General features: G+C 39.4%; 22 protein-coding genes and 1 pseudogene. 14 read left to right on the forward strand and 9 right to left on the reverse strand.

Annotated elements, in window-relative coordinates; all coding sequences use genetic code 11:
• Positions 1 to 208: 208 nt before the first annotated feature.
• Positions 209 to 1,732 carry a sensor domain-containing diguanylate cyclase gene (locus RB214_RS18815; protein ID WP_309169086.1) on the forward strand — a complete coding sequence of 508 codons (1,524 nt, stop codon included), beginning with the start codon at positions 209 to 211 and terminating at the stop codon, positions 1,730 to 1,732.
• A gap of 51 nt (positions 1,733 to 1,783) precedes the next feature.
• On the opposite strand, the gene RB214_RS18820 is transcribed toward RB214_RS18815, so the two are convergent.
• Entirely contained in the window at positions 1,784 to 2,659 is an 876-nt protein-coding gene (locus tag RB214_RS18820; protein WP_309169087.1) for a LysR family transcriptional regulator, read from the reverse strand.
• A 108-nt stretch (positions 2,660 to 2,767) separates the two neighbouring features.
• Between RB214_RS18820 and RB214_RS18825 the strand changes: the two genes are divergently transcribed.
• Both RB214_RS18825 and RB214_RS18830 read left to right on the forward strand, forming a co-directional pair.
• A complete protein-coding gene (locus RB214_RS18825) occupies positions 2,768 to 3,004 on the forward strand; it encodes a hypothetical protein (protein WP_309169088.1) in 237 nt (78 codons plus the stop codon).
• Positions 3,005 to 3,028: 24 nt separating this feature from the next.
• Positions 3,029 to 3,439: a hypothetical protein gene (locus tag RB214_RS18830; protein ID WP_309169089.1), complete on the forward strand. Its 411-nt coding sequence runs from the start codon at positions 3,029 to 3,031 to the stop codon at positions 3,437 to 3,439.
• Positions 3,440 to 3,617: 178 nt separating this feature from the next.
• Here RB214_RS18830 and RB214_RS18835 read toward each other — a convergent pair whose 3' ends face one another.
• Positions 3,618 to 5,699 carry a TonB-dependent hemoglobin/transferrin/lactoferrin family receptor gene (locus tag RB214_RS18835; protein ID WP_309169091.1) on the reverse strand — a complete coding sequence of 694 codons (2,082 nt, stop codon included), beginning with the start codon at positions 5,697 to 5,699 and terminating at the stop codon, positions 3,618 to 3,620.
• A gap of 139 nt (positions 5,700 to 5,838) precedes the next feature.
• On the opposite strand from RB214_RS18835, the gene RB214_RS18840 reads away from it, so the two are divergent.
• The 5 genes from RB214_RS18840 to azu are packed head-to-tail and all read left to right on the forward strand — an operon-like array spanning position 5,839 to position 9,659.
• On the forward strand, positions 5,839 to 6,648 hold the full coding sequence (locus RB214_RS18840; RefSeq protein WP_309169092.1) for an ABC transporter substrate-binding protein: 810 nt from the start codon (positions 5,839 to 5,841) through the stop codon (positions 6,646 to 6,648).
• A complete protein-coding gene (locus tag RB214_RS18845; RefSeq protein WP_165743973.1) occupies positions 6,645 to 7,697 on the forward strand; it encodes an iron ABC transporter permease in 1,053 nt (350 codons plus the stop codon). The genes RB214_RS18840 and RB214_RS18845 overlap by 4 nt, the downstream gene beginning before the upstream one ends.
• On the forward strand, positions 7,694 to 8,482 hold the full coding sequence (locus RB214_RS18850; protein WP_165743972.1) for a heme ABC transporter ATP-binding protein: 789 nt from the start codon (positions 7,694 to 7,696) through the stop codon (positions 8,480 to 8,482). Before RB214_RS18845 ends, RB214_RS18850 begins: the two co-directional genes overlap by 4 nt.
• A complete protein-coding gene (locus tag RB214_RS18855) occupies positions 8,479 to 9,222 on the forward strand; it encodes a DUF2470 domain-containing protein (RefSeq protein WP_309169096.1) in 744 nt (247 codons plus the stop codon). The genes RB214_RS18850 and RB214_RS18855 overlap by 4 nt, the downstream gene beginning before the upstream one ends.
• On the forward strand, positions 9,219 to 9,659 hold the full coding sequence (gene azu / locus RB214_RS18860; RefSeq protein WP_309169098.1) for an azurin: 441 nt from the start codon (positions 9,219 to 9,221) through the stop codon (positions 9,657 to 9,659). The genes RB214_RS18855 and azu overlap by 4 nt, the downstream gene beginning before the upstream one ends.
• A gap of 39 nt (positions 9,660 to 9,698) precedes the next feature.
• Here azu and RB214_RS18865 read toward each other — a convergent pair whose 3' ends face one another.
• Entirely contained in the window at positions 9,699 to 10,631 is a 933-nt protein-coding gene (locus RB214_RS18865) for a ChaN family lipoprotein (RefSeq protein ID WP_165743969.1), read from the reverse strand.
• Positions 10,632 to 11,059: 428 nt separating this feature from the next.
• Here RB214_RS18865 and RB214_RS18870 point away from each other — a divergent pair, with 428 nt between their 5' ends.
• From RB214_RS18870 to RB214_RS18880, 3 genes are all read left to right on the forward strand, one after another.
• Positions 11,060 to 11,893, forward strand: a complete 834-nt coding sequence (locus RB214_RS18870) for a tyrosine-type recombinase/integrase (protein WP_309169099.1) — start codon at positions 11,060 to 11,062, stop codon at positions 11,891 to 11,893.
• On the forward strand, positions 11,890 to 12,981 hold the full coding sequence (locus tag RB214_RS18875) for an IS91 family transposase (protein WP_309169100.1): 1,092 nt from the start codon (positions 11,890 to 11,892) through the stop codon (positions 12,979 to 12,981). The genes RB214_RS18870 and RB214_RS18875 overlap by 4 nt, the downstream gene beginning before the upstream one ends.
• Positions 12,982 to 13,342: 361 nt before the next feature.
• A complete protein-coding gene (locus tag RB214_RS18880) occupies positions 13,343 to 13,693 on the forward strand; it encodes a molecular chaperone DnaJ (RefSeq protein ID WP_125825555.1) in 351 nt (116 codons plus the stop codon).
• 39 nt (positions 13,694 to 13,732) lie between these two features.
• On the opposite strand, the gene RB214_RS18885 is transcribed toward RB214_RS18880, so the two are convergent.
• The gene (locus RB214_RS18885; protein ID WP_002963310.1) at positions 13,733 to 15,001 is read right to left on the reverse strand and encodes an IS110 family transposase; all 1,269 of its coding nucleotides are present in this window, start codon (positions 14,999 to 15,001) and stop codon (positions 13,733 to 13,735) included.
• Positions 15,002 to 15,469: 468 nt separating this feature from the next.
• A complete protein-coding gene (locus tag RB214_RS18890) occupies positions 15,470 to 16,246 on the reverse strand; it encodes a class III extradiol ring-cleavage dioxygenase (protein WP_288984674.1) in 777 nt (258 codons plus the stop codon).
• Between the two features lie 105 nt (positions 16,247 to 16,351).
• On the opposite strand from RB214_RS18890, the gene RB214_RS18895 reads away from it, so the two are divergent.
• A complete protein-coding gene (locus RB214_RS18895; RefSeq protein WP_309169103.1) occupies positions 16,352 to 17,257 on the forward strand; it encodes a LysR family transcriptional regulator in 906 nt (301 codons plus the stop codon).
• A 1-nt stretch (position 17,258) separates the two neighbouring features.
• Positions 17,259 to 17,375, forward strand: a pseudogene (locus RB214_RS18900) (LysR family transcriptional regulator); the annotation flags it as partial.
• Between the two features lie 144 nt (positions 17,376 to 17,519).
• Here RB214_RS18900 and RB214_RS18905 read toward each other — a convergent pair.
• A complete protein-coding gene (locus RB214_RS18905) occupies positions 17,520 to 18,401 on the reverse strand; it encodes a LysR family transcriptional regulator (RefSeq protein ID WP_182748275.1) in 882 nt (293 codons plus the stop codon).
• A 171-nt stretch (positions 18,402 to 18,572) separates the two neighbouring features.
• On the opposite strand from RB214_RS18905, the gene RB214_RS18910 reads away from it, so the two are divergent.
• The gene (locus tag RB214_RS18910; protein ID WP_309169106.1) at positions 18,573 to 19,247 is read left to right on the forward strand and encodes an amino acid racemase; all 675 of its coding nucleotides are present in this window, start codon (positions 18,573 to 18,575) and stop codon (positions 19,245 to 19,247) included.
• A gap of 728 nt (positions 19,248 to 19,975) precedes the next feature.
• Here RB214_RS18910 and RB214_RS18915 read toward each other — a convergent pair.
• The 3 genes from RB214_RS18915 to RB214_RS18925 all read right to left on the reverse strand — a co-directional run bounded on the left by RB214_RS18915 (position 19,976) and on the right by RB214_RS18925 (position 25,707).
• The gene (locus RB214_RS18915) at positions 19,976 to 20,167 is read right to left on the reverse strand and encodes a DUF3185 family protein (RefSeq protein ID WP_024596528.1); all 192 of its coding nucleotides are present in this window, start codon (positions 20,165 to 20,167) and stop codon (positions 19,976 to 19,978) included.
• Between the two features lie 50 nt (positions 20,168 to 20,217).
• Complete coding sequence (gene rmuC / locus RB214_RS18920) at positions 20,218 to 21,684, reverse strand: DNA recombination protein RmuC (RefSeq protein WP_182196439.1); 1,467 nt, start codon at positions 21,682 to 21,684, stop codon at positions 20,218 to 20,220.
• 876 nt (positions 21,685 to 22,560) lie between these two features.
• Entirely contained in the window at positions 22,561 to 25,707 is a 3,147-nt protein-coding gene (locus tag RB214_RS18925; protein ID WP_309169116.1) for a DEAD/DEAH box helicase, read from the reverse strand.
• Positions 25,708 to 25,835 lie beyond the last annotated feature (128 nt).

Here is a 25,835-nt window from a genome sequence, read left to right on the forward strand (position 1 = left end):
TGGAGGATAAAAAATGGCAATGTTGGAATATATTATTTATCACGCCATACCCTAACGCATAGTCGCTAAATTAAACAAACCAACTTAATTAAAAACACTTAAACGGGTATAATACTTAACTTCGTATAATACGCGCTGAATTTGAGTGCTTTGGAATGCAGCTTTGCTATATAAATTACTACCCGCTTTAAATTTAAGATTTCTTATATTGCTACTTGCATTCTCTGCAGCACTGAGCACATTGGTAGGGAGTTTTTATTCTACCTATCAGGTTCAAAAAGAGCAGTTAACATCATACACGCTAAAAAGTAATTTAGCCTATGCTCAAAAACTAGCCTCCGCAACTGATAACTTTTTAAAGTCTGCGCTTCAGCAGCTTGAATACTCAGCTAAAATTATTGAGCAATCACCAAATAACTCCAAATTATTAAACGATGAAGCCATTCGTTTAAATCACCAAACTGATAGCTTTAACTCTGTTGTGATTAATTTACATGGCGTAGTTGCAGCGACGTCGCCTCACTTTGAAAGTTTAATAGGCCAAAAAATACAGTCTCCAGGAGCAATAGAAGCACTAAAAGAAAAACGACCATTAATTAGTGAGCCTTATTTATCGGCAGCTGATAATTTAATTGTTTTTATATCGCACCCGCTATTTGATTCTGAAGATAAGTATTTAGGTTATATTGGGGGCTCTCTTTATTTAAAAGAGAAAAATATTTTAAATGAGCTTTTAGAACAACATTACTACAAAGGTGGTTCGTACCTTTATGTTGTTAGCTCAAATAAGCGCATTTTATATCACCCAGAACCTGCCAGAATCGGCAACGTTATTGCTAACAATGCTGTGATTGACGCTGTTATAGATGGCGAAATAGGCACTTCAACGGTTATTAATAGCTTAAATAAGCCGATGCTCGCAGGCTACGCACCCATTATTTTATCTAAATGGGGAATAGTGGCGCAAAGACCATTAGAATCAACGCTCTCTTCGCTAGATAAATTAACTATTGAAGTGATTGAACAAACAATACCTATGGCATTAGTCACATTCATTTTTATTGGTTTATTTGCACATTTTATAGCAAGGCCTCTAAAGCGATTAGCCGATAACGCAAATACACTCGACGATCCTTCAAGCTTAGAAAAGCTTAAAAATGTGAAGTCGTGGTATTTCGAAAGTCAAAAACTAAAATTAGCAATGTTAAGAGAAGTAACTTTATTACAAGCTAAAATTGGTGTGTTACGCCATGATTCACAAACAGATCCCTTAACAGATACGCATAACAGAAGAAGCTTAAACGGCTTACTTAACCAGCTTATGCTAAAGCAAACCCCGTTCGCTATATTAGAAATTGATATCGACTTTTTTAAGCGAGTTAACGATACCTTTGGCCATGATAAAGGAGATGAAGCACTTGTTTATTTAACAAACATCATTAAAAAATTATCAAGGAAAGACGACATTGTTGCACGTATTGGCGGCGAAGAATTTGTGCTTGTACTGCCTAACGAAGACAGCCAAAGCGCTTTTAAAATTGCAGAGCGCTTACGTAAAACAGTAGAGTCAACAAAGATAGACACTATTGGCAACATCACTATTTCTATAGGTATTGCGACCTGGCCTGTGCATAGTACTGATATTGACCAAGTATACAAATGTGCCGATAAAGCGCTATACCATGCTAAAGAGCATGGCCGTAACCGATGCGTAGTGGCCGAAATTAGCTAACCAAAAATTAGCTAAGTAATACTTTGAATTTAGCTTAAATTAATAAATACTTTACAGAGAATACATGAGTTTATTAAGCCAGCCATCTGCTGTTGATGGCTTATAAATCATTACAATATCCTCATTGTAGTGACTGTTAACCCCCTTTACAGTTAATTTTTTAAGCCCTAAATCGTCAATCACGAAATTTGGTAAATATGCCAACGCCAAGCCACTTTGTACCACCTCTATTAATGCACTGTAATCGCTACATCTAAATACAATATTACGCGGGGCTATTTCATCTTGCCAACCGTCGGAGCCAATACCTTGTTCAAGGCCGCACAGTGGTGAAAACAACGGGCATGCAAAAGACAACTGTAGTAATTGGTTTTTATTGAGTATTAAAAAGCCTTTTTGTACTAGCTGATGTGAAGGAGACGCAGCTACACTAAACTCAGTATTAAATACGTCAACCGCCACTAAATTAGTATGTGAGCTGTTGTTTAATGCCTCGCGAGTAACTAGCGCAATATGCGCCGAACCTGATGCAACTTGGCTTATGGCTTCACCTTCAAATACATTATTAATACGCACCGAGCAAGGCAGGTTACTAAGGGGTGTAAGCAGCTTTTTAACGCCACTTTTGAGTAAAATGGCAGGGCCTGCAATAACCGCATTAAATTTATGATTATCGCTTTTAAAACGGCTAGTAAGCTGCTGGTAATTATGAACTAAATCGCTACTGTGCTTAACAAACTCTTTGCCTTTATCATTGAGTACTAAGGTTTTACCTACACGGTTAAACAGCTCCGTGGCTAAGTTTGCCTCAACCTTTTTTAGCGTTTTAGACAGCGCACCTGGGGTAATATTAAAGTGCTTAGCGGTTGTATGCAGATTTTGCGAACCCGCCATATGAATTACTTTTTCAATGTCATCTAAATGCATAGCGCCAAACCGTATTAACCAAAAGGAAACAACTAATCACTTATTATCGATTATTTGTATATAAAAATTAGCTTATAGTGGCGCTATATATATTTTTTGAGCACTAACATGAAACACATACTGCTATTTTTTATTTTATTATCGAGTGCAGCGCACGCAAATACACCTCAACACAATTCACACAAAACCCACAGCTATAATGGCTTCCATGGTATGGCGCTTATTTTAGCCGGCGATAAAGTACTTGCCAGCCACATGCCTTTATACGCCCCTCCACACAACTACCAAATAGTGTATGAAGTAACTACAAATAACACCAACCTAAAAAAAATCAAAAGTGTTTAAAAAAAAGCAGCAAACGAGCAAAGGTTGATCACCATTTTACCAGCCAAGTTTGACCTAAACTTATTAATAAATAAAAAAACACCCACCTTAAACATAACCGTATTTAACGGCCATTTTGAACGCGGTGGCAGAGTGCTTTTTAATGTCACACTAACCTTTAAAAACCCGTTATATGTTGAGAAAATCACGACAGATAAAGCACAAAAAAATGCATTTTCGTTAATAAAGCTAACAGAGCAACAAGGCTTGATAATTCATAAAATAAAAAGCAAGCCAAGCTATGACTCGTTAAGCTTAGTGCCACTGACTAAAGGTGAATATAATGGGGAGTTAAAGTGTAATGCTGCAATTAATACAGCGCTTAAAAATAAGCTAGAGGCATGTTTTAAAAGCCTACCAAGCTATCTAGAAACAAAAGATTTATCGGTTAATTAATTTATAAATAGCCAGCGCTTTTTAGCTTTAAAAGCACTGGTTTTATAAAGTGTTACTTCGAATTAAGTGTGTACAAATTTGCTTAAACATACTCACTATTAAGTAATTTAAATTGAGTAAATACGCGGTAGGCAAACGCTGCATAGCCATGCAACGTTTGGTATTTATTAAACGCTAATTAAAACTCATAGCTTATTTTGGCTGAAAAGTTACGCCCAGGTTGGGTGTATTGGCTAAAATCAGCAGCTTGTGATTGACCTGCAATCAACTCAAAAGGTACATATTCTTTATCGAGCAAGTTAAGTACACCTACATTTAGCTGCCATGCTTGCCATTCGTAGTTTGCGTATAAATCAACAACGCCGTAGCCATGCCCTTGCGTAGTTTTATTACCGCTTGTATCAAGTACTACATCCGATTGCGATTTAGCCAAACGCAACGCGGCGGTCCAGTTAATATTACCCTGTTCTGTACTTAACAATACTGAGCCATTTAACGGGCTAATGCTTGTAAGTGGCTGATCGGTTTCTTTATTTTCACCATCAACGTAAGCCACGTTTGCCTCTAGTAGTATATTTTCAGCTACATACATGGCAATTCCTGCTTCAACACCGCTTATTTGTGTTTCGCTAATATTTTGGTACTGATACAGCGTTTTGTTTACGCCAGGAATGTACGTTGGCTCAACACCTACTACGGCTGTTTCTATAAAGTCATCGTATGCTGCATAAAAAGCACTTAAATTTACGCTAATATCGCTGCTGGCGTATCTTAGCCCAAGCTCAAACGAATCACTGCTTTCAGGGTCTAAATCGGCGTTTGGTAATATTTGATAAAACGGTTCAACGCCGTGGCTTTGATAGGCTTGGTCGTGTGGTGGTATTTTAAAGCCTCGTACGTATTGCCCGTACAACGACAAGTTATCATCCACTTGGTATATAGCACCTAGCTTAGGCGAAAAAGCAGATTCGGTAATATCACCAAGCTGCGCATCGGCGTATAGCTCATCATTTTTAGCCTCTAGGGTGTAGTAATCATATCGAATACCTGCAATAACCGACCACGCGCTGTTATTAAACGAAATACTGTCTTGTACATAAGCGCCAATTAAAGAGGTATCAGCCCCCGGGAATGCTTTTTGTTTTTGGTCTGTAAAATCAACAGTGCCATCGACTAAAATACGGGTTTTAAAACGTGGGCGGGTGGTGTCGTATAAGTCTATATCAATCCCGTATACCACTTCATGATCGGCACTCTCTGCGTTAAACCCTTTATTAAATACCGCTTTTAAACCTAAAATATTTTGCTCAAAACGATAGTCGTTATAATCGGTGTAAATACTTGCACCACTGATTTGATCGCTTTGTTGCTCGTAACTGCTATAAGACACTTGTCCGTACCATTTATCAAACGCAGCGGTTGCTACTTCTGAATGGTAATCGAGCGCCAGTGACCAACTCGTGTCATCTTCTTCGGTTTCTTGAACAGCGGGGGTTATTACTTGCTCAGTTGTTTGATTAAAGTAATCAAGGGTGTATTTAAGTGTGCGCTTTTCATCTAGCTGCTGCTCAAATTTAACTAATAAAGCGTCTGATTTCGCATCATAACCGGGTAAGTTTTCGTCATAGTTTTGTACTTCTTCGCTGTCGCGGTGGCTATAAACCGCGCTTACTGCAAAATCGCCTAAGTCTTTTGCCGCAGTAATATCGGCGGCAACTTGGTTGCTTTGACCTTGATACCCCAGTGCCATTTTTACAAAGCTGCTGTTATCTTTTAAATAATCGCTTGGATCTTTAGTGGTTATGACCACAATACCACCGAGTGCGTCAGAGCCATATAAAGACGATGCAGCGCCTTTGGCGACTTCTACTTGTTTTACACCTGCTACATCAAAATAATTGCGGCCAACTAAATAACCCCCTCCGCCTGCGTAGCCATCGTTAGTGCGTCGGCCATCTTTTATAAATACAACACGGTTACCGCCAACACCACGTACAGTAAGTGTTTGCGCGCCTGCGCCACTGCCAGTAGTTGCAATGCTTGAATCGTATTTAAACATGGTTTGTAAATCTACAGCGAGCTGGCGCTCTATGTCTTGCTCTGTAATAACAGTAACTGAGCCTGTTACATCTTTAAGCTTTTGCTCAAAGCGCGAGCCGCTCACAACAATATGATCGTCAATTATGTTTTCGGCAAATGCAGTGCCTGAGCTAAGTAATAAGGTTGCTATAGCAGTAAATTTAAATGCAGGGGGATTCATTTTAACTCCAAATGATAATAGTTATTATTTATGGCGGGGATGTTACAACTAAGTCAAATTAAGATCAATTAATTATGATAATCATTTTCATTTAGATTTAATCAGTTATAATAGCCGAAAAATAAAACCGGAGTATGGAATGAAATACTTATTTATATTGTTTGCTTTAATGGCCCAATCTGCACTTGCACAAGAGCGCGTTATTAGCGCTGGCGGCACCCTTACTGAAATAATTTATGCGCTAGGCAAACAAAATACCCTTGTAGCGGTTGATCAATCGAGCATGTACCCGCACCAAGCCACGCAATTACCGCAAGTGGGCTATTATCGCGATTTAGCGGCAGAAGGCGTACTTTCAATGCGTCCAACCACCTTGTTAGCGCTTGAAGGCGCAGGGCGAAGCCAAGCACTTAAGCAAATTGAGGCAACAGGGGTTAAGCTAATTCATTATAAAAAGCCGACCTCAGTTAACGAGCTACTTGAGCTAATAAAACGCTTAGGTGACGATTTAAACGCTAAGCAAAAAGCACAAACACTTATTACGCACATTACAAAATCATTACCTGAAAAAGCAAAAGCGCAAACACACAGCGCGCTATTTTTACTCTCAGCTAATGAGCGCGGGCTTGTTGCCGCAGGACAAGAAACCGTCCCTAATTTATTATTTAGCTATGCAGGCATTACCAATATAGGCGCTACGCATTCAGGCTTTAAAGCAATTAACACCGAAGTACTTGCTATAAATCAGCCCGACTTTTTAGTAGCCCCAGCCCATGTGGTACACAGCCTTGGCGGTAAGCAGGCTTTTTGTGAGCAACCTACACTACGCTTATTAAAAGCGGCGCAAACCTGTAACTTACTTGTAATGGATAGCCTACTTTCGCTTGGCATGTCGCCACGTATTGCCACAGCAATTAATGAGCTTAACGAGTACAAAGCCCACTTATGAACACCCTAACATTGAGCCGTTTTAAGCCTGTAACACTTAGCCAAACCCATAAATGGATGCTATTAGCCTCTGTGTGTATTTTTGCTTTGGCGCTACTTAGCATAGGGTATGGGCCAGCAGGGTGGGATTGGCGTTTAGCCATTGCTTGGCTTGCGCCCGAGCGCTTTAATCAGTTTGATGCGCTGCAAATAAATGTCGTAATGCAAATACGTTTGCCACGCTTTGTCCTTGCAGTGCTTGTAGGGTTGGTGCTTGCCCAAACAGGCGCGTCAACGCAAGCGCTGTGCCGCAACCCATTGGCCGACCCATCTATTATTGGCATTAGTGCGGGTGCGGCTATGGTTGCAGTGGCGTTTATAGCACTTAGCGCGCAGTTTAATTTTAACGCGCAGTTGTATTTACCTTATGCCTCGTTTTTAGGGGCGCTTGGTGTTACCTCGCTGGTATATTTTATTGCCAAGCAGCAAGGGCAAATTAATATCACCACACTTATATTAGTGGGGGTTGCTATTAACGCATTAGCATTTGCGGTTATTGGGCTACTAAGCTTTTTTGCCGATGACAGTGCATTACGATTAATAAATTACTGGACCATGGGCTCATTAGGCGGGGCAAGCTGGAGCACAATTATTCAAGCAGCACCTTTACTTTTTATTAGCCTTATTGGCCTGTGGCGATTAAAAAATCCCATGAACTTACTTCTTATTGGCGAGTCACAAGCTCAGTACCTAGGAGTAGACACCAACAAGCTCAAACTATATGTAATTATACTTGTTGCATTAGGGGTAGGTGCGGTTGTAGCGCTTACCGGTTTAATAGGGTTTGTTGGTTTAGTAGTCCCGCATATTGCCCGCTTAATGGTGGGGCCGCATTTACGTAATATGCTGCCGCTTTGTATGTTAATTGGCGTAGTGGTATTGCTACTTTCTGACTGGCTAGCACGCATTGTGATCATGCCAGCAGAGCTACCCATTGGCATTATTACTGCGCTTTTAGGTGCGCCACTGTTTATTTATTTAATCGTTAAAAATAAGCGAGGTTGGTCATGATCACGTTTAACAACCTAAGCGTTGGCTTTGGCAACCATACCGTTTTAAACACCATTAATGGCAGTGCTAAACAAGGCCAACTTGTTGCATTACTTGGTGAAAATGGCGCGGGTAAATCTACTTTACTGCATACCTTAGCAGGTATGCAGTCCTTTACAGGCAGTGTACTTTTTAATGCTAAGCCGCTGGCCTATCACGCTAAAAAACGCCTAGCCACACAGCGCGCAGTGATGATGCAAGCAAACCACGTAGGGTTTGATTTTACTGTATTTGAGCTTATTGCAATGGGCCGCTACCCGTATGTAGAGTCATTAAAAATGCAAAGCGAAAAAGTAAATAAATACGCCGCTATTATGGATTTAAACCAGTATTTAAATCGCCGCGTAAGTGCGCTTTCGGGCGGGGAGCAACAACGCGTGCATATGGCGCGTACTTTAGCGCAGCTAAACGCTTTTACACAATCGGCCGAGCCAAAACTAATGCTGCTCGACGAGCCTACATCAGCACTTGATATGCGCCATCAACATGCTTTGCTCAGCTGCGTTAAAGCATTTGTAGAGCAGGGTAACAGCGCCATTATTGCAATACACGATCTAAACTTGGCCAGCCTTTATGCAACCGATGCTATTTTACTGCACAACAAAAAAGTGCTGCAAAGTGGGCCTATAAACACCGTACTAACTGAACAAAACTTACAACAAATGTACGCCATGAAACTGCACGTAAACCCTCATCCTTATAACGATGCACCCATGGTTTTTTCTCAACGTCAGGAGTTTTTATGAGAGAGCAAGCGTTAAACGATGCACGCACATTGGTTTACAAAACCAATGCTGGTGTCATGTCGACCATTTCTAATAATTTACGCGGCTACCCGTTTGGCTCAGTAACCCCCTATATGTGCGACGAACAAGGCCGTGTTTACTTTTTTATTAGCGATATAGCCCAGCACACTAAAAACTTAAAGCACGACTCTCGTATGAGCCTTACCGTATTTGACGCCACCGACAGTGGCGATCAAAACGAGCACGGCCGCGTAACGCTCGTAGGCGATGGCTCTATTGTGTCAAGTGAGCAAGCACACACTTTACTTGATAATTATATTGCCCTATACCCCGAAGCCGCTAGCTATCGCAACGCGCACGACTTTCAGTTATGGCAATTAGACGTAGTGCGTGTGCGTTACATTGGCGGCTTTGGCAAAATATTTTGGCTTGAACAAAACGAATGGCAAGGCGAGGCTAAAAACTGGGACGAAGGCCAGCAGCAAAGCATGATTAACCACATGAATGAAGATCATCAAGATGCTATGTCGCTCATATTAATGCAGCACTACAGCGTAGCTGATAACACCCCAATAATGAGCGGCCTATTACCCACAGGCTTTTATATACAAAGCCAAAAGCGTAATTACTTTATTAACTTTAAAACCCTGTGCAACAGCCCGTTAGAGGTACGTAAAGCGCTGGTTGAGCTAACCAATCAAGCACGCAACAACCTAGCTAACACAGAGGAAACCGTATGAAAAAGTTAATAAGCCTTGCACTACTATTTAGTGCCAATGCTGCATATGCAGACGAATGCACACTAAATATAGATGCAAACGATATGATGCAGTTTTCAACTAAAACACTAAGCGCTCCTAAAAGCTGTAAAAAAGTAACCGTAAAGCTTAATCATGTAGGTAAATTACCTGCCAATGTAATGGGTCATAACTGGGTGCTATCTACTGAGCAAGACATGCAAGATATTATCACCGATGGCAACGCAGCAGGGCTTAGCAACCAGTTCTTAAAGCCTGACGATAGCCGCGTACTTGCCGCTACCGACATTATTGGCGGTGGTAAATCAGCGCAAGTGACTTTTGATACCAGCGGCTTAACCGCCAAAACAGATTACACTTATTTTTGCTCTTTCCCTGGCCACTACGCCATGATGAAAGGCACATTTACACTTAAATAAATAGCAAAGGGTGTATTAATCAAACACAGTGCCAACCTATTATTGGCACTGTGTTTTTTTGCCTCGTTTAGCTAACGCTTTAAAAGCCGCTTGTTGATGCGCTTTTTGAACATAACGAGGTGGCAAAGGGTTAGCCTGCAATTGGTACCCATCTTGATTTGCTTGCACACTTGTTACCGGCGATATCCAAACAACATTTAACTCTGGCGCTAAACGCTTAATAACACGCGCTATACCTTCGCCATTTTTTACATGAAAATCGCCCGCTATATGCATTACCTGCGCATCTTTATGTGCATTTAAATAGTTAACAATAGACTCCCCCATGGTTTCATCCCACGTAACTTGCGCTGCATAATAGTTTTCGTTTTGACTTGGCGTACCATGGTGCATTGATGCCATAAAGCGTTGTTTATAATCACTGGGGGACGTATCAATAGTGGCTGCAATGTAGCGGCGCTGTTTATCATCAAGTTTATTTAAATAACTTATGCCTTGCCTGCCAATACAGGTAACAATATTTTTAGGCGCATTGGCAGCTATTACATCGCTATTGTTCGTTTTTGCCAGCTCTACCAACGCACGGTAATCACTTTTGTAGTTAGGCCACGCTTGGGTGTTATCAATTAAGTATTGCTCACCAATTTCACCTTTAACATACTGGTTTAAAGTAAGCTGATCGGCGCGGCTAAATTGTTCAAGCGAAAGGGCAGTGCGTTTATTACTTTTGCTTAATTGCTCAAATAACTCAGCCTGAAATAAATGCACACCCGGGTGCGTATGCCATTCACCTACTAAAACCACATCGGCATTTAATAGCGTGGGCTCTAATAATACAGAGCTAACAGGCTTTGCTTGTGCATTATAAAGCGCAGTGTAATAAAGCGTTGAGCTTTTATCAGGCGGCACAGTTGTTGTGCTGCAACCACTCAAACCCGTAACTAACGCCAGAGTTAACATAGACTTTTTCATACTCATCTTTCAAAACCCGTTAATACAAATAATTATCAATATCATATATTTATAATGCGCTTTAAGCCAGCCAAAAACAGTACAAAATAAATAAGCAATGAAGATTAAATAGCGGGTTGTAGAGTGCAATTGATAGGCAGTTATGAGCGTTCTATCGTCATTCAGGGGGCGTTAGCTTAGTTAGAATAAGAGGATACTTTCCTCATTTTTACAAGTTTATATGAGTTACAGAAAGCATAATATTTATAACTGGCAATCACTTACACTATTTGCTATTAATGTAAGCTCACAAAATAAGGACGTTTTCACGCTAAAATAGGGAAAGTGTCCTCTGATAAAGCTGTTGAACTAAGCCGCTACGCGGAGATCCTATTCTGTCCATTTGAGCCACACTTACCTTGGGGTTATCCCATATTTGGAGGTAAGTCATGAACACACTCATTGAACAAGTCAAAACTGAAATAGCCTACCGTGGTTATTCACAAAGTACCTGTAAAAGTTACTGCGAGCATTTACTTAAACTCAGCCATTATTTTAATAAACCACTCGATTTAATTACTGATGATGAGCTGAATATCTTTTTTAAAGATCCCGCCATTCGCAAGCTCTCCAGAGCGAGTCAAAAAATACAAATAAACAGCATTTGGTTTTTGTTTAAGAATATTTTACACCGCCCACTGAACTTAGAAATAGCCTTGCCTAAAGCAAAACCTCGGGCACCTACTTATTTATCGCGTGATGATATTCGACGACTTATAGAAAGTTGCACGGATATGCGCTTAAAAACATTGATAGTGGTGTGTTATGGATGTGGTTTGCGTATTGGCGAACTGCTGCGGATCAAAGTGCAAGACATCGATGGACAGCGTAAAACCATTTTAATTGAACATGGTAAAGGAGATAAGTCACGCTATGTTGTTGTATCAGATAGCGTGCTAAATCAATTACGTTGCTATTGGAAAATGTATCACCCAACGGGCTGGATGTTTTATTCACGATGGTTAATGGATAAACCTATGTCACCCTCAAGCTTCAGAAAGGTATTGAAAAAACATGCACAAATGTGTGGTTTAAAGCACTGTAATCCACATGTATTACGCCATGCTTATGCAACACATCAACTTGAGTTAGGGATGCCGCTTCATCAACTTCAACATCAGCTTGGTCATAGTGACATTAGAACCACGCAAAGTTACTTACACTGGTTACCTGAATTAGGGCATGGTGGCATTGATTTACTCGCAAGTTGGGGAAACCAATGAGCGGCTTGCACCTCGCTGATATTTTAAATTCTGGCCTTGGGAATTATCGGCAGCACCACATAATGAGTTATCAACAGTTACGAGTCTGCCAACACCTTCAATCATGCAGAACGGGGCAGCTCGGTTATCAAGCATGGCAATGTGATAACTGTAGTGAAGTACAACAAATTGGGTGTAGTTGTCGAGACCGCCATTGCCCACGTTGCCAAGGGATGGCTACGGCTAAATGGGTGCAAAAACAGCAGGAAGATTTATTACCGTGTCGGTATTTCCACCTTGTTTTTACGCTCCCGCATGAGTTAAATATCATTGCGCACTACAACCCAAACGCGTTATATCACTGTTTATTTAAAGCCGCATGGCAAACGCTGTGTAAATTTGCGAAACGAAAGAGGCATGGCCAGTTAGGCATGACAAGCGTACTGCATACGTGGGGGCAGAACTTAAGTCAGCATATTCACCTGCATTGCTTGATACCCGCAGGCGCGCTTGATAAAGCGCACTGGCATGAAATAGAAAAAGGCTATTTATACCCCATTAAAGCATTATCAACAGTGTTTAGAGGGAAAATGCTCGCGGCGCTCAATGAATGCGATAGTTCATTCGCGAAGGTAAGCACACCAACCAAATGGTGCGTGTATAGCAAAGCCTGTTTAACGTACAGTGAAAAGCTAGTTAGTTACCTTGCTCGTTATACCCGAAAAGGCGTGATGTCAGAATCGCGATTAGTGTCAGCGACTGAAGAAACAGTGAGCTTTAAATACCGCGATTATGCAGATAACAACCGCGATAAAGTCATGACTCTGAGTTGTGATGAATTTTTACGGCGCTACTTACAACATGTATTGCCCAAAGGGTTTATGCGCATTCGCCACTATGGCTTTTTAGCTAATGCGTGTCACAAGCGAAAGTTAGGGTTAATAAAGGCTCAAGTATCAGCAACCCCATGCAAAGCGGTGAAGCCGAAGGTAGAGCAAGAACGATTAATACCCCATTGGTCTTGCCAGTCATGCAAGACGGGTACCTTACGATTTATTGGTGTGATGAATTTAGATGAGGCGACAAATAAAATAGCGCGAACGAGTTAGCAGCCTTGCTTGCTGCATCAAATCAATAAGTTAACCTGCTTAATTGCTCAGGCTAATAGCGACTGTGCGAGCGAAAAATATCCTTGCTTAACGGTTAAACATTCGGTTTAATGAATAGATAATAAACGCTGAGCAATGCAGGGAAAGCTTAAATTATAATAGGTAAGCTTATTAAATTAGCTGATTTAGCTAGAGCCTCTAAAAAGCAAATTCCCATAGCATAAACAACACCAACTCTGACACACCGAGCAGGTAGCGCCTCAGTCCAACAAGCGATTATGCAACACAAACTGCGTGTCGCATAAATACTAAAGTGTTATGTAACACGGAGAGTTTAGTGAAAATTATACCTATAGCATTCATGGGCGCACTATTAGCCTTCCCATCATCTGCAAATGAAAATAGTTCTATTGGATATAAAACAGTCGACTTAGCTCTTCAAGCATTGAAAAATAAAGATGGTACAAATTTAAGCCTCCAAGGAGGCTGGACTATTATCGAAGATAAAGAAGAGTCTAACTTGGTTTTATGGTCGTTTACTCCCGAGACTCACACAGCTCACCCAGCAGCGATAAAACGTAAAGTCCTTGAGAAAAACCAAGCAATTTACATTCAAATGTCAGCACTCTGCCAAGCTAAAAAGGCAGATTGTGACAAGTTAATGAAAGAGTTTGAGCAGCTAAATAAGAACATCATGAAAGGTTCTGGATAAGTGTTACATAACAACACGCCCTGAGGTGGACAGCAAGCGCTAAAGCTCACTTTCCACCGCAAATTTTAACAGCGGTGATCCCTTACTTTTCAATGCGGTTAAGTAAGTTGATTCATCGTAGGGCGTATGTGTTTTCCAGCACCTAAATAGGATTCGTATCCACTTAAATGCCAATGATCTGATGATGGTATTATGAGGTTTTCCTTTGGCTTCTTGCTGCCGATAATATGCTTTAGCCCAAAATGAATAACGCACAGATAATCCAGCCCATTCCACAAACGTTTGCCTTAAAAACTTAGTGCATGAGTACCGCCAGTGTATCCATTCTTTCTTGCCACTGCGTTCGGTTACTGGAGCAATGCCTGCGTATTTTTGTATGTCAGCGGCGCACTTATAGCGCTCACGATTTGACCCCATAGCGGCTAATAGTCGAGGTGCTAATTGTGGGCCTGCACCTGGTAAACTATCAAAAATAGCGCGATCTGCATGTTGCTTATAAAGTGTTTTAATTTCGTCATCAAATCGTGTTATTGCCAACATCAGCTGTTTAAGTTGCGGAACGAGGCATTCAATAAGCAATAAGTTTGGCGTGATCACCGCCATATCATCGGTGAGAATTTCAGCATCCTTTATTTCTTTTATCCGCTTTTCATTAACGAGTGGGTAGCGGGAATTATGTTGATTAAAGAAGTCGAGTAGTGTTTGTTTTCTCGCTTTTTTAGCGTGAGTAAGAGAGGGCCAACGCAGTAAAAAGTCACAGAATATTTGAGTGTCTTTTTCTTTAAACCAATCAATCACGTGGGGATAATAATTTTTTAGCGTTGTAGCTATTTTATTGGTTAAATTAACACGATCTTGTACTAATTTACGGCGATATTCGACAAGCTGCGCAAGACACCTAACGTCTTCTGAGTCAGGTCTAATAACCGTTAATTTATCCATATGAAGTTGTAAAATTTCAACTTGAATAATCGCATCAGTAGGATCATCTTTAGCCCCGCTGTGCGTAAATGCTGCACGGTATTTAGCAACACTTGATGGGTTAATCACAAATAATACAATGTGCTTAAATTTACTGAGTGCATATATAAGTGGGCCTTTTTTTAGCTCACACGCGACAGCAACAGGTCTGCCGTTGTAGCGTTGTTTTAACTCAAGCGCCCATGCATTGATTGACTTAGGTTCAGAGGAAATCACACTTAAAAGTTGTGTATTTGTGTCGCGATTTATTTCACAAATATCGTGTTTACGGTCGGCCCAATCGATCCCGATAAGGGCAGCAAAATCTGAGACGTTAAAGGCTTCCATTTTGGGCCTCCTAGAGGTAAAGTGAAAGAATAGATAGAGGCTAATAGTGTTTCTCGCAGGTCTTATAGATAGTCGGCATTACGACAATCCCTGAGTATGCGTATTGAAACAAATTACTCCTGTTGATCCGAAAGTCTTGTTACAAACATTAATTGTTTCCGCTCAAATATTCGTAATCAACAGAAGCATATTCCATGTATTAATGAGATAGGTAAATACATTAATTAATGGAACGGAGTAACTATAAGTTGCTCAAGTTCGTTCGTAAACTCACTGGGACAATTAACAGTTGGCTTGGCGCTTCGCGCAAGTTTAGCCAACTGCTAATTGCCCCTTAGCAAAGCGTTAAATTGCAAAAGGAGTTCGGGTGATATTCTCCCCAAAAGGATTAGCCCAACACCTCTTCGTAAACCCCCATTACACTTTGATTAAATAAACCACTAAGTACTTGCATCGTACTGATGAAAATTAATAAAACTTGTATGCATCAAGCGCTAAAATATCCATTTCTATATCCTCATGTATTTTTTCGGCTTTACCGTCACTACTTCCAAGCGCTGCAAAAAGAGGTAAAAAGTGCTCCTGGGTAGGGTGATTAAATAAAGCATAGGGTGCTTCATTTAAATAGTTAAGTAACGCTTGGGTGTTTTGCGTTATTAACTTTTGCTCAACCCAATGGGTAAACTCATTAACCATTTGAACACGGTTAGGTGTAGCAGGGCTTTTAAATATTTCACGTAGATTGTGACTAATACCGCCTGAGCCAATAATTAATACGTTATCGCTGCGCAGTGGTGCAAGTAACTGCCCGTACTTATACATCGCCTGAGCGCCCAAACGCGTGTTAATAGACACCTGAACAATGGGAATATTAGCTGCTGGATACATTAAGCGCAGCGGGATCCACACACCATGATCCCACCCTTGATCTGCATTTTGCACCGTTTTAATACCCGCTTTGTAAAAGTACTCACTAATAGTATTAGCAAGCTTAGGGTCTCCTGGTGCTGGGTATTGAATTTTATACAGAGGCTTGGGGAAGTTATAAAAGTCGTGAATAGTATGCGGCGCATCTCCTGATGTAATAACTATATCGTGCGCTTCATCAAAGTGGGCAGAAAACACCACAATAGCTCGTGGTTTACTAAGCGTTTGACCTATTGATGCAAGAAAATCTGACGTAGCCGATTGCTGTACAGCCATCATTGGCGAACCGTGAGATATAAATAAAGCAGGCTGAGTCATACTAAAACCTTAAACAAATAGACGTGTTATAAACACTATATAAGTTTCTAATTTGACGATAAATATGATACTTATTTATACATTATCAACAAAGTATTGTTAAAGATGGATAAACTCACCACCATGAAGACCTTTTTAGCCGTTGTGCAAGAAGGATCATTTTCAAAAGCGGCCGATAAACTCGATATTTCGCCGCAGTTAGTCAGCAAATATATTTCTGCGCTGGAAGATAATCTACGCACGCGTTTATTACACCGTACAACGCGAAAAGTAAGTGTTACAGAGGCTGGAAATCAGTATTATCAGCGTTGTCAGCAGGTGGTTATTGATATTGAAGACATGGAAAACTCACTCAATAACTTAAGCGAAAATGTATCGGGTGTGCTTAGTATTAGTGCGCCTATGTCGTTTGGTACTAAGCATTTAGCAGGTTTGTTGGTTGATTTTCAAAAGCAGTATCCAAATTTAAAGTTAGATTTACGGCTCACCGACCAATATGTAGATATAGTAGAGCAGGGTATTGATATTGCTCTACGTATTGGCGTATTAAAAAACTCAACGCTCATAGCTAAAAAAATTGCCCCTATACGTTTAGCTGTATTTGCGTCACCCGACTATTTAGAACGCCATGGCACGCCACAAACGCTTTTAGATTTACAGTCACATAATTATTTACGCTATTCCCACAGCGAACCCACAAAGCGATTATTTGGGGTTAATGAGTTAAAAAGCGAGCTAAAGCTTGAAAGTAACTTTGTGGCTAACAATGGTGATTTGCTACTAAATACAGCCATTGCGGGTGGTGGTATTGCTATGCAGCCCACATTTATAGCAGGGGAAGCACTGGCTCAAAGTAAAGTAGTGCGCATTTTAAATGACTACGAACCCGAGCCAATGGGGCTTTACATGGTGTATGCAAACAGACAGTTTTTACCCAGTAAAGTACGTGCGTTTGTTGATTTTGCAAGTGGCTATTATGGCGATACACCTTACTGGGATTTAGGAGAGTGATATGTCGATAACTAATCAATTAACGTTATTTGTAGATGTAGTGCAACAAGGCTCATTTGCCAAAGCCGCAGCACTGCATGATATGGATAATTCGTCACTATCTAAGCAAATTAAAAAAAGGGACAAAACACCCAATTATTATGGAAGTAAAAATCCATGATAAAATAGGAATATAATTAAAATACAGATTCATATTACTGTGAGCGCGTTAAATTAATAACGCCCATTTTACTGTAATGGGGGTTTACAGTAATTTTTTGCGTTATACATTTAGCTCTTTTAATTTATTCCAGACGCTCTCGCCGCCAGGGTGAAGCGCTGCATGGTACCGATACGCATAATATGTAATAGGTACGCAATGATGCTTTTGGCCAACCACAACTAAACTTTTCTCTTTTAGCTCTTTAGTAATGACATAGTTTGGTAACCAAGCAATGCCATTACCCTCTAAAGCCTGTATTTTTAAAAGCTCTGTCATCGACGATACAAATACTTTTTTAAGTTTAGAGCCCGATATTATCGGCTCTAACTGCCTACCCATATAAGAATCTAAACTGTAAGCTAAGTGAGGTACAAACCCATCACTTTCTAAATTGTATATTGCCTTACCGTTTGCATTGCAGGCACTCACTGGCAATAACTCTGCACTGCCTATTTTTTGATGACTAAACGGAGGTAACTTTAATCGTTCGTTATCAAAAGCAATAAGTAGGTCACATGCGCCCTGTTCGAGCGTAGCTGTGGCTTTATCAACATCAATGGCTTCTATATTGAGGACTACTTTGCGATCACTTTTACTATGAAAGTTCGACAGTTTTAGCGCTAAAAACGTAGCTAATGAGTGCGCTGCAGCAACCTTTACTGAGTGAATTTCTTCAGAGGAGAGTTCTTCTAACATACTCACTGAGTTATTCATTTGGTTTATTAGATTACGCGCTGTTATATGAAATATTTTACCGCTTGAGGTAAGTGTAATTGGTAAGTTCTCTCTATCTATTAGCTCTGCACCTACGGCTTCTTCTAATGCTTTAATTCGTCGACTAAAAGCAGGTTGCGTTATATGCCTAAGCCTTGCGGCCTGCGAAAAGCTTTTTGTATTAGATAAGGCCAAAAAATCTTCTAACCATTTACTCTCTATATTCATAATACTCACTCAGGATATGCAATTTAAGCATGGGCAGTAAAATAATAGCATTATTCAAAACAAAAAAACACGATAATTTTAACCCATACAGTAACAACTTATCGGAATATAACAATGCTTAGAACACTAGGAATATTAGGAGGAATGGGGCCTTTGGCTACCGCCTCATTTATGAATCAAGTAATTGCGTTATCACCTGCTAAGAATGATCAAGAGCACATACCTATGTTTATAAGGAATATCCCGCAAATTCCTGACAGAACAAATTTTTTAATGGGTATTGAAGATGAAAATCCATTTTTTGAGCTTAAAAAGGGTTTTAACCAACTTACTAGCTTAGGTGTAAGTTGCATTGTTATACCGTGTAATACTGCGCATTATTGGTACAACACACTAACGCAAAATGCTGATGTGCATACCATTAGTATTGTACAAAGCGTTATTAAGCGCGCAAAGGCAACGGGCAAACGTAAGATAGGGATATTAGCGACCACAGCCACGCTCAATATGCGGATATATCAGACGGCATTTAGTAAGCACAATATTGAATTTATTGAGCCTAACGAGCAGCAGCAAACATTTATAATGCAAGGTATAACGGCGGTTAAGTCAGGAGATTTAACCTCAGGACATAATCTTTTAAAACAAAGTTATGAGCTAATGCTAGCCCACGGTGCCGATACAGTACTATTTGGTTGCACCGAAATACCGCTAGTTTTAAATGAACAAGTATTTAATGCACCCGATACATGTTTAGATACCATCGCGATTTTAGCGCAAGAGTGTGTTAATTGGGCTTATACAAGCACTCAACAATCAACTCACTTATTCTCAAGCGTTGCTTAAAAAATTAAGCATAGGTGTGCCAAGTAATACCAATTTGCTTAATTAAGTGATCTATTTTGAGGATGGAAAAACGTGTTGATAGCTAGGCAAAAAATTCGCTATTTAGTTGTTCTCGGCAATTGCTCCTGCATTGCTCTACCTTCTGCATCCATGCAGTCGTAAATGAGATTTTTTAAACACAGGTAGCGACACGTTTAGCCCCGAAAAATGATTAAGTATTATTGCGGATTGGTATAAATGGCACACCTATTTTGTTATGCAGGTATGGGGGCGTTTTGGGCAATAAGCTGTTTAGATTTCAATTCACTCCAAAATTCGCTTGGTATGGTAACTTTCATTGAGGCTACATTAGCTTTAATTTGCTCCTATACTCATTTATACAATATAAAATGGTTACATTTATTAGATGTGTACAAATTAGTAGACAAAACCGTAATAAATTAAAGATGCACAAATAATCTCACTAGCAAAGCGATTGCAGCAATAATTGGCTAATTTAACCGAGCGTAGTTGAAATAATTGGGGTAAATATTACAGAAGCGTTTATTATTAAAGGTTTGACTTGCAATACACGACGTATTTGTCTCTTTCACAATGCAATTGCTGGCAAGCCCTGTAAGAGTTTTATCTTGCCAAGTAACACTGTGCAGTGCAGCCTATTACAACTAAATTCAACGTAGTTAGCGCTGAAAATAGCTGCTTAAATAGATCAATTATTCAAGTTCAGGTTACTTGAGCTTTTTAATACCAATTAACACACAGATGGCACCGCCAATAATACCCGCCCATGCTTCTATTGGTGTGTCGCCACTAAATGCACGGCTAAGCTGCGAAGCCGCCGCATCATACACGTCGTATCCCCACATAATTAAAGCGATACCTATAACGATTAAAACAATTCCTACAATCTTATTATTCATAAATATCCTTAAGGTTTAACTTACATAAACTAAATAAAAATAAATCAGGGTTAATCTAATTCTAATTGAGCACGTTCTACGCTCTCACTAGGTAACTCTTTTTGTACCGATACACCTAGCTCTTTAAACTCTGATGCTTGTTTAATTAAATTACCTTTACCGCGGTATAGCTGCGAGAACGCTTTATCGTAACTTTCTTTCGCTTTATCAAGCTGCTTACCTACGCCTTCCATACTCAATAAAAAACCATTGAGCTTGTTATAAAAACGCTCCGCTCGACTTGCCAGCTCTTTTGAATATTTGGTTTGCTCTTCAAAACGCCAAAGCTGTTTAACAATATTTAAACTAGTAAGCAGGGTGGTGGGTGTAGCTACCAGTATATTTTTTTCGATTGCTTGTTGGTAAATATCGCTTTGATATTTGAGTGCTTCTACAAAAGCTGATTCTATTGGTACAAACATAACCACTACTTCTGGCGAGTTAATACCTGGTAAGCGGTCGTACGATTTACTCGCAAGTTCATTAATACGCGCAGTAACAGCGTTTACATGCTCTTTAATTGCTTGATTAGCATCTAGATCATTTTCAGCGTTCACGTAGCGTGTATAGGCATTTAATGAAGTTTTAGCATCAATAACTAAGTGGCGACCCTGTGGTAAGTACACAACTACATCAGGGCGCAAGCGGCCATCTTCAGTGTTAAACGACACTTCGCGCTTATAATCAACGCCTGCACGTAAGCCAGCACTATCTAATACGTTTTCGAGCATAAGCTCGCCCCAATTACCTTGGGTTTTCTTTTGCCCTTGTAGGGCGTTACTGAGCTTGTCGGCTTGATCTGTTATAGCTTGGCTTTTAGCTTGCAAATGCAGTAGCTCGGTTTTAAGTGCAGTCCGTTGTTTTATGTCTTCAATGTGCATTGATTCCATTTTTTCTCTAAAGCCTTTTAGCTCGCCTTGAACTGGTTTTAATAATTGCTCAATGCTTTCTTGATTTAAGGTTTTAAAGCTTTGTGATTTTTCTTCTAGAATTTTATTGGCTAGGTTTTCAAACTCTTTTTTGAGCGTATTTTTACTTTGCTCAATTTGCGCGAGTTGCTCGCTAAAGTTTTGCTGTTTTTGCTCAAGGGTAGTGCGCATATTATTATATTCAACATCGCGCTGATTATATTGTTCACGAAGCGCTGCAAGCTCGCCTTCGGCTTTACGCCAAAAGTGATTGTATTGAATGCTTTGTTTTTCTTGTTCGCTAAAACGCGTTTTAAAATGCTGGGCTTCATCGCGCTGCTCTTGGTGAGTATGTTCTAGCAGTTCATGATCTTCTAGCAAGGCGCTGTATTGCAGCTCTTTATTATCAAATTGGTTTTGTAACAGGGAAAGCTGTTGCTGCTGTTCGCTTATTTGTAGATGTAGCTTTTTGCGAAGCCGTGTTGACACAGCGCCGTAAAATAGGGCGCCTAAAGCAACACCAGCACCAGCGCTTAGCCAATCAATATTAGTGAGTACTTGAGTGAGCATAAAATAAACTTATAAAATTTAGAGACATGCCATCATAACCAATAACCAACAACAGAAGTAGGGGAGTTAAGAAATTACAGACATAAAAAAACCAGCTTAAAATAAGCTGGTCAAATATTACTAAGTTAAGTAATCAAAGGGATAAACAACATGTGCCCGAGCAAGCTGCAACTTAAATACATAATCACCAAAATATCTAATATTATTAGGTGAGGCTATATAACAACAGGCATTAGAGTAGACCGGATAACAAAATAATTAATTCAAATTAATTTGCGGAAGATCATTTATTTTTATTCGGGTTGATTTAAACAAATCAAATTATGGGCATAAAAAAAGCCAGTTCAAAATGAACTGGCTCAATCATTACTAAAATTAGTAACTAAATAGGGGGAATCAACATGAAAACTTGTATTAACTGCAATTAATCAACAAGCATAATAGTAGACGCGTCTTTTTTAATTAAGTTCAAAAAAATAAAAAACTTTTAAAATAAGTGCTGAACGCTAAATTTTAGATATAAAAAAAGCCAACTCAAAATGGGCTGACTCAATCATTACTAAAATTAGTAACTAAATAGGGAATCAACATGAAAACTTGTATTAACTGCAATTAATCAACAAGCATAATAGTAGACGCGTCTTTTTGAATTAAGTTCATAAAAAAATTAAAACTTTTAAAATAAGTGCTGCACGCTAAATTTTAGACATAAAAAAAGCCAACTCAAAATGGGCTGGCTCAATCATTACTAAAATTAGTAACTAAATGGGAAATCAACATGATGCTTGTGTTAACTGCAATTAATCAACAAGCATAATGATAGACGTCCGCTTTTTAATTAAGTTCATAAAAAGATCAAAACTTTTTAGATCTTTTTTAGTTTTTAATTAAAGACAACATTTGCTGCTCATCAAACTTTGTAAAGCTCATTGATTTATCAGTAAATAATGCATCAACAAGAGCTTGCTTGTCTTGCTGCATTTTAAATACTTTTTGCTCTATTGAGTTACTCATTATGAGCTTATAAACAAATACAGGATTAGTTTGACCAATACGGTAGGCTCTATCAGTCGCTTGCTTTTCTACTGCGGGATTCCACCATGGATCAAAATGAATAACAGTATCTGCTTGTGTTAAGTTAAGGCCTGTTCCACCGGCTTTTAAGCTAATTAAAAACACGGATGTTTTACCACTGGTAAACTCGTCGATTACTTTATCTCGTTGACGCGTTTGCCCTGTAAGCATACTAAAGTTAATGTTTATTTCTTCAAGGCGTTGAGCTATTAAATCGAGTGCCGATGTAAACTGACTAAATATAATAATCTTACGACCCAGGCTTAGCATAAGCGGTAAGTGTGTTGTTAACCATTCAAGCTTAGCAGAGCCTGCTTGAGTATGTGGATCTATTAATTTAGGGTGGCAACAAATTTGCCTTAACTTTAAAAGCGCCTCTAAAAATGCAAGCTTACTTTTTTGTGCGCCTTGTTCGGCAAATAAGTCTATTAGCTTCTCTTCTAATGAACGTGTAATGCCTTGGTACATTTCTTTTTGCTTAGGCTCAAACTCAAACTCTTTTGTAAGCTCTGTTTTTTCAGGTAACTCTTGCGCTACTTGTGCTTTAGCGCGGCGCATTATAAAGGGCATAATTAACGCTTTTAACTGCTCAGCCCTCTGCATATCAGCTTCACGCTCAATAGGTGTTTGAAAGTGCTGCTTAAAGTGGGCTTGAGAGCCAAGTAACGATGGCATAGCAAAATCGAGTAACGATTTAAGCTCAAGTAAATTATTCTCGATTGGAGTACCACTTAAACAAAGTTTAAAGTCGGCATTTAAGCGTTTAACTAATCGTGAGACCTGTGCGGTATCGTTTTTAATGTATTGTGCTTCATCGAGGATTATATTTTCAAAATATAATGGCGAGTAATATGCAATATCACGCTTTAAAAGCGGGTATGTAGTAAGAATGCATTGTGCTTGTGCTAAGTGTTGTAAAGGATCGTTACGGTTTGATCCAAAAATAGTGGTTACTTTTAAACTTTTAGCAAACTTAGTAATTTCGTTTTTCCAATTACTCACCAAGCTAGTTGGGCACACTATAAGTGTAGGGCCTGCTTGAGGGCGGTTAAATGTACTCGCTAAAAATGCAATAACTTGGAGTGTTTTACCCAACCCCATGTCGTCAGCTAAAATACCACCTAATTGATGACGTTTTAAAAAGCTAAGCCAATCAACGCCTTGCTGTTGGTACTCACGAAGTGTTACAGAGTCATTTAAGCCATGTAATGAAACCTTAGGCATTGCCTTATCGGTATTATTTAACTCTTGTAAATATAGCTCAAGTGAATCGTCGTGAAGCTCTACATTAATAGCTGTGTGCTTTACTAGTTCAGGTAAATACGAAAGCGGAATATTAAATTCGTCACGTGTTTTTACAAATTCAAAGCGTTCTTTAAATTCGTTTAATAAGTTAATGGCAGACTTATTAATAACCCCAAATTGACGACCAAGCGGGTAGTAATAAAACAGTTCACTTTGGCGATTCAATGACTGATAAAGCGAATCAGCATTAGTAAACAACAGCGCTGCTTTTGCGTCACACAACAATACTTTGCAGTGCATTTGATGCCCTGCTGCACGGTGTACATGTAAACTCACTTCACATTGTGGATTAGGGCTTGTTACTTTACTTACACTGACTTGCCAACCACGCTGCTTAAAGCCAGGAAATACTTCGTATATTAGCCAATGCAAATGGATAGGAGATTGCTTTGTAAATACAAGCTCACTTTGTAAACCCCCTTTACAAAATTCAAACCCTAGATTGATTAGCTCGTTAGTTACGGTGTTTTCAAATGCGCTATTTATAGTACTTGCTGGGGCAGAACCAGCTAAATAGTTTTTATTTTTATACTTAAATAACAGCGAAAGTGATAAACCTTGCTCGCCCATTGTTACTTTTAAAACAGCATTACTAGATAGCTTAGGTAACGTTGGCTGCAAGTTAGTAGGGTGCGGTATAACACCTGCACCAAAGTTATCTGCAAGTTGTTTGTATATTCTGTCAAAATTAGCGTCATGCAAAGCAGGCATAGTTTGTAAATGCGCTATTTCGTCTGCACTCAATGGTGTACGAAGACGACCCGCTTTTAAATGATCTAAATCGAGGTAAGTAGGCGGTGTTGTTTTTAATAAAGCCCAGTTTTGGGTTTGCTCGAGCTTAATAACTAATTGTGATAGATCTTTATCTTGCTCCCAACTAAAACTCAATGCTTGGCCAGATTGCGCTTTAATTGGCACGCGAGAGCGCTGAAAAAACAAGCGCTCAGTAGCTATCAATTGTTGTAGGGCACTAAAGCCCCATTGGCCTTTTAGCTCAATACTTCCTACTGCATTTTGTGAACGTATCCAACTAAATAATCTAAAATCACTTTCGAGTAAATCATTTGGCGTTACGAAACTATTTAACTGCTGCTCAGTGAGGTTTCGGCCTAACGTGTAATTCTTTTTAGTCTCAAAATTAGCTATTTTAGGTGTTAAAAATACTTTGTTATTTTCAATATCTAATACAAATAATAATACTTGCGAGGGTGTATGTTGATCACCACTTTTAAGAGCGCTTAATTCACTAAACCAATCATTAATGAAGTAATCTTCACCGTATTCACCAGAGTGCTCTATTTTAAGCTTAAACAAAATAGCAGCTAAATGTCGGCATTTGGTTTTTGCATTACACGAACAGTGTGTATCAACAGAATAACCAGTTGGTACTTTACTGATCTCAATACGTTGGTTAAATGATGATCCGTTATCCACTTGCACGGTAGAGTCTACAACAGAAAAATTAGGGGTATGCTCTAGCCAGGTGATTTGACCTTTCTTGTAGTACTCTTTGCCTTTATCTAAGACATTTTCGCGGAAAAGTTTTTTAATAAAGCGTTCAGAAAGAGGAAACTGGGTAGCCTGCTCATTTTTAATTTCTTCAAAAATAGCCATTAAATCATTTTTTGATAAGTTAGCAGACATGTCACTCTAAGCATTAAATTTTAAAAATAATTCTGCCAGTATATGCCTTATGTGCTCTGAGCTAAAGCACTATTAACAAGATATAAACTGGTTGGAGCTGATAGGTTAGTAAAAAATCGGTTTATAGG

The sequence above is a fragment of the Pseudoalteromonas sp. HL-AS1 genome (genome assembly GCF_031198785.1).
In the GTDB taxonomy this organism is placed as follows: Bacteria; Pseudomonadota; Gammaproteobacteria; order Enterobacterales; family Alteromonadaceae; genus Pseudoalteromonas; species Pseudoalteromonas distincta.

Bases quoted from the DNA above. Each gene is read 5' to 3' on its own strand.
- RB214_RS18915 (WP_024596528.1), bottom strand. From the start codon at position 20,167: ATGAATAATAAGATTGTAGGAATTGTTTTAATCGTTATAGGTATCGCT.
- RB214_RS18880 (WP_125825555.1), top strand. From the start codon at position 13,343: ATGGGCGCACTATTAGCCTTCCCATCATCTGCAAATGAAAATAGTTCT.
- RB214_RS18895 (WP_309169103.1), top strand. From the start codon at position 16,352: ATGGATAAACTCACCACCATGAAGACCTTTTTAGCCGTTGTGCAAGAA.
- RB214_RS18845 (WP_165743973.1), top strand. From the start codon at position 6,645: ATGAACACCCTAACATTGAGCCGTTTTAAGCCTGTAACACTTAGCCAA.
- RB214_RS18820 (WP_309169087.1), bottom strand. From the start codon at position 2,659: ATGCATTTAGATGACATTGAAAAAGTAATTCATATGGCGGGTTCGCAA.
- RB214_RS18825 (WP_309169088.1), top strand. From the start codon at position 2,768: ATGAAACACATACTGCTATTTTTTATTTTATTATCGAGTGCAGCGCAC.
- RB214_RS18835 (WP_309169091.1), bottom strand. From the start codon at position 5,699: ATGAATCCCCCTGCATTTAAATTTACTGCTATAGCAACCTTATTACTT.
- azu (WP_309169098.1), top strand. From the start codon at position 9,219: ATGAAAAAGTTAATAAGCCTTGCACTACTATTTAGTGCCAATGCTGCA.
- RB214_RS18855 (WP_309169096.1), top strand. From the start codon at position 8,479: ATGAGAGAGCAAGCGTTAAACGATGCACGCACATTGGTTTACAAAACC.
- RB214_RS18875 (WP_309169100.1), top strand. From the start codon at position 11,890: ATGAGCGGCTTGCACCTCGCTGATATTTTAAATTCTGGCCTTGGGAAT.
- RB214_RS18840 (WP_309169092.1), top strand. From the start codon at position 5,839: ATGAAATACTTATTTATATTGTTTGCTTTAATGGCCCAATCTGCACTT.
- RB214_RS18885 (WP_002963310.1), bottom strand. From the start codon at position 15,001: ATGGAAGCCTTTAACGTCTCAGATTTTGCTGCCCTTATCGGGATCGAT.
- RB214_RS18865 (WP_165743969.1), bottom strand. From the start codon at position 10,631: ATGAAAAAGTCTATGTTAACTCTGGCGTTAGTTACGGGTTTGAGTGGT.
- RB214_RS18890 (WP_288984674.1), bottom strand. From the start codon at position 16,246: ATGACTCAGCCTGCTTTATTTATATCTCACGGTTCGCCAATGATGGCT.
- RB214_RS18905 (WP_182748275.1), bottom strand. From the start codon at position 18,401: ATGAATATAGAGAGTAAATGGTTAGAAGATTTTTTGGCCTTATCTAAT.
- rmuC (WP_182196439.1), bottom strand. From the start codon at position 21,684: ATGCTCACTCAAGTACTCACTAATATTGATTGGCTAAGCGCTGGTGCT.
- RB214_RS18850 (WP_165743972.1), top strand. From the start codon at position 7,694: ATGATCACGTTTAACAACCTAAGCGTTGGCTTTGGCAACCATACCGTT.
- RB214_RS18910 (WP_309169106.1), top strand. From the start codon at position 18,573: ATGAATCAAGTAATTGCGTTATCACCTGCTAAGAATGATCAAGAGCAC.
- RB214_RS18870 (WP_309169099.1), top strand. From the start codon at position 11,060: ATGAACACACTCATTGAACAAGTCAAAACTGAAATAGCCTACCGTGGT.
- RB214_RS18925 (WP_309169116.1), bottom strand. From the start codon at position 25,707: ATGTCTGCTAACTTATCAAAAAATGATTTAATGGCTATTTTTGAAGAA.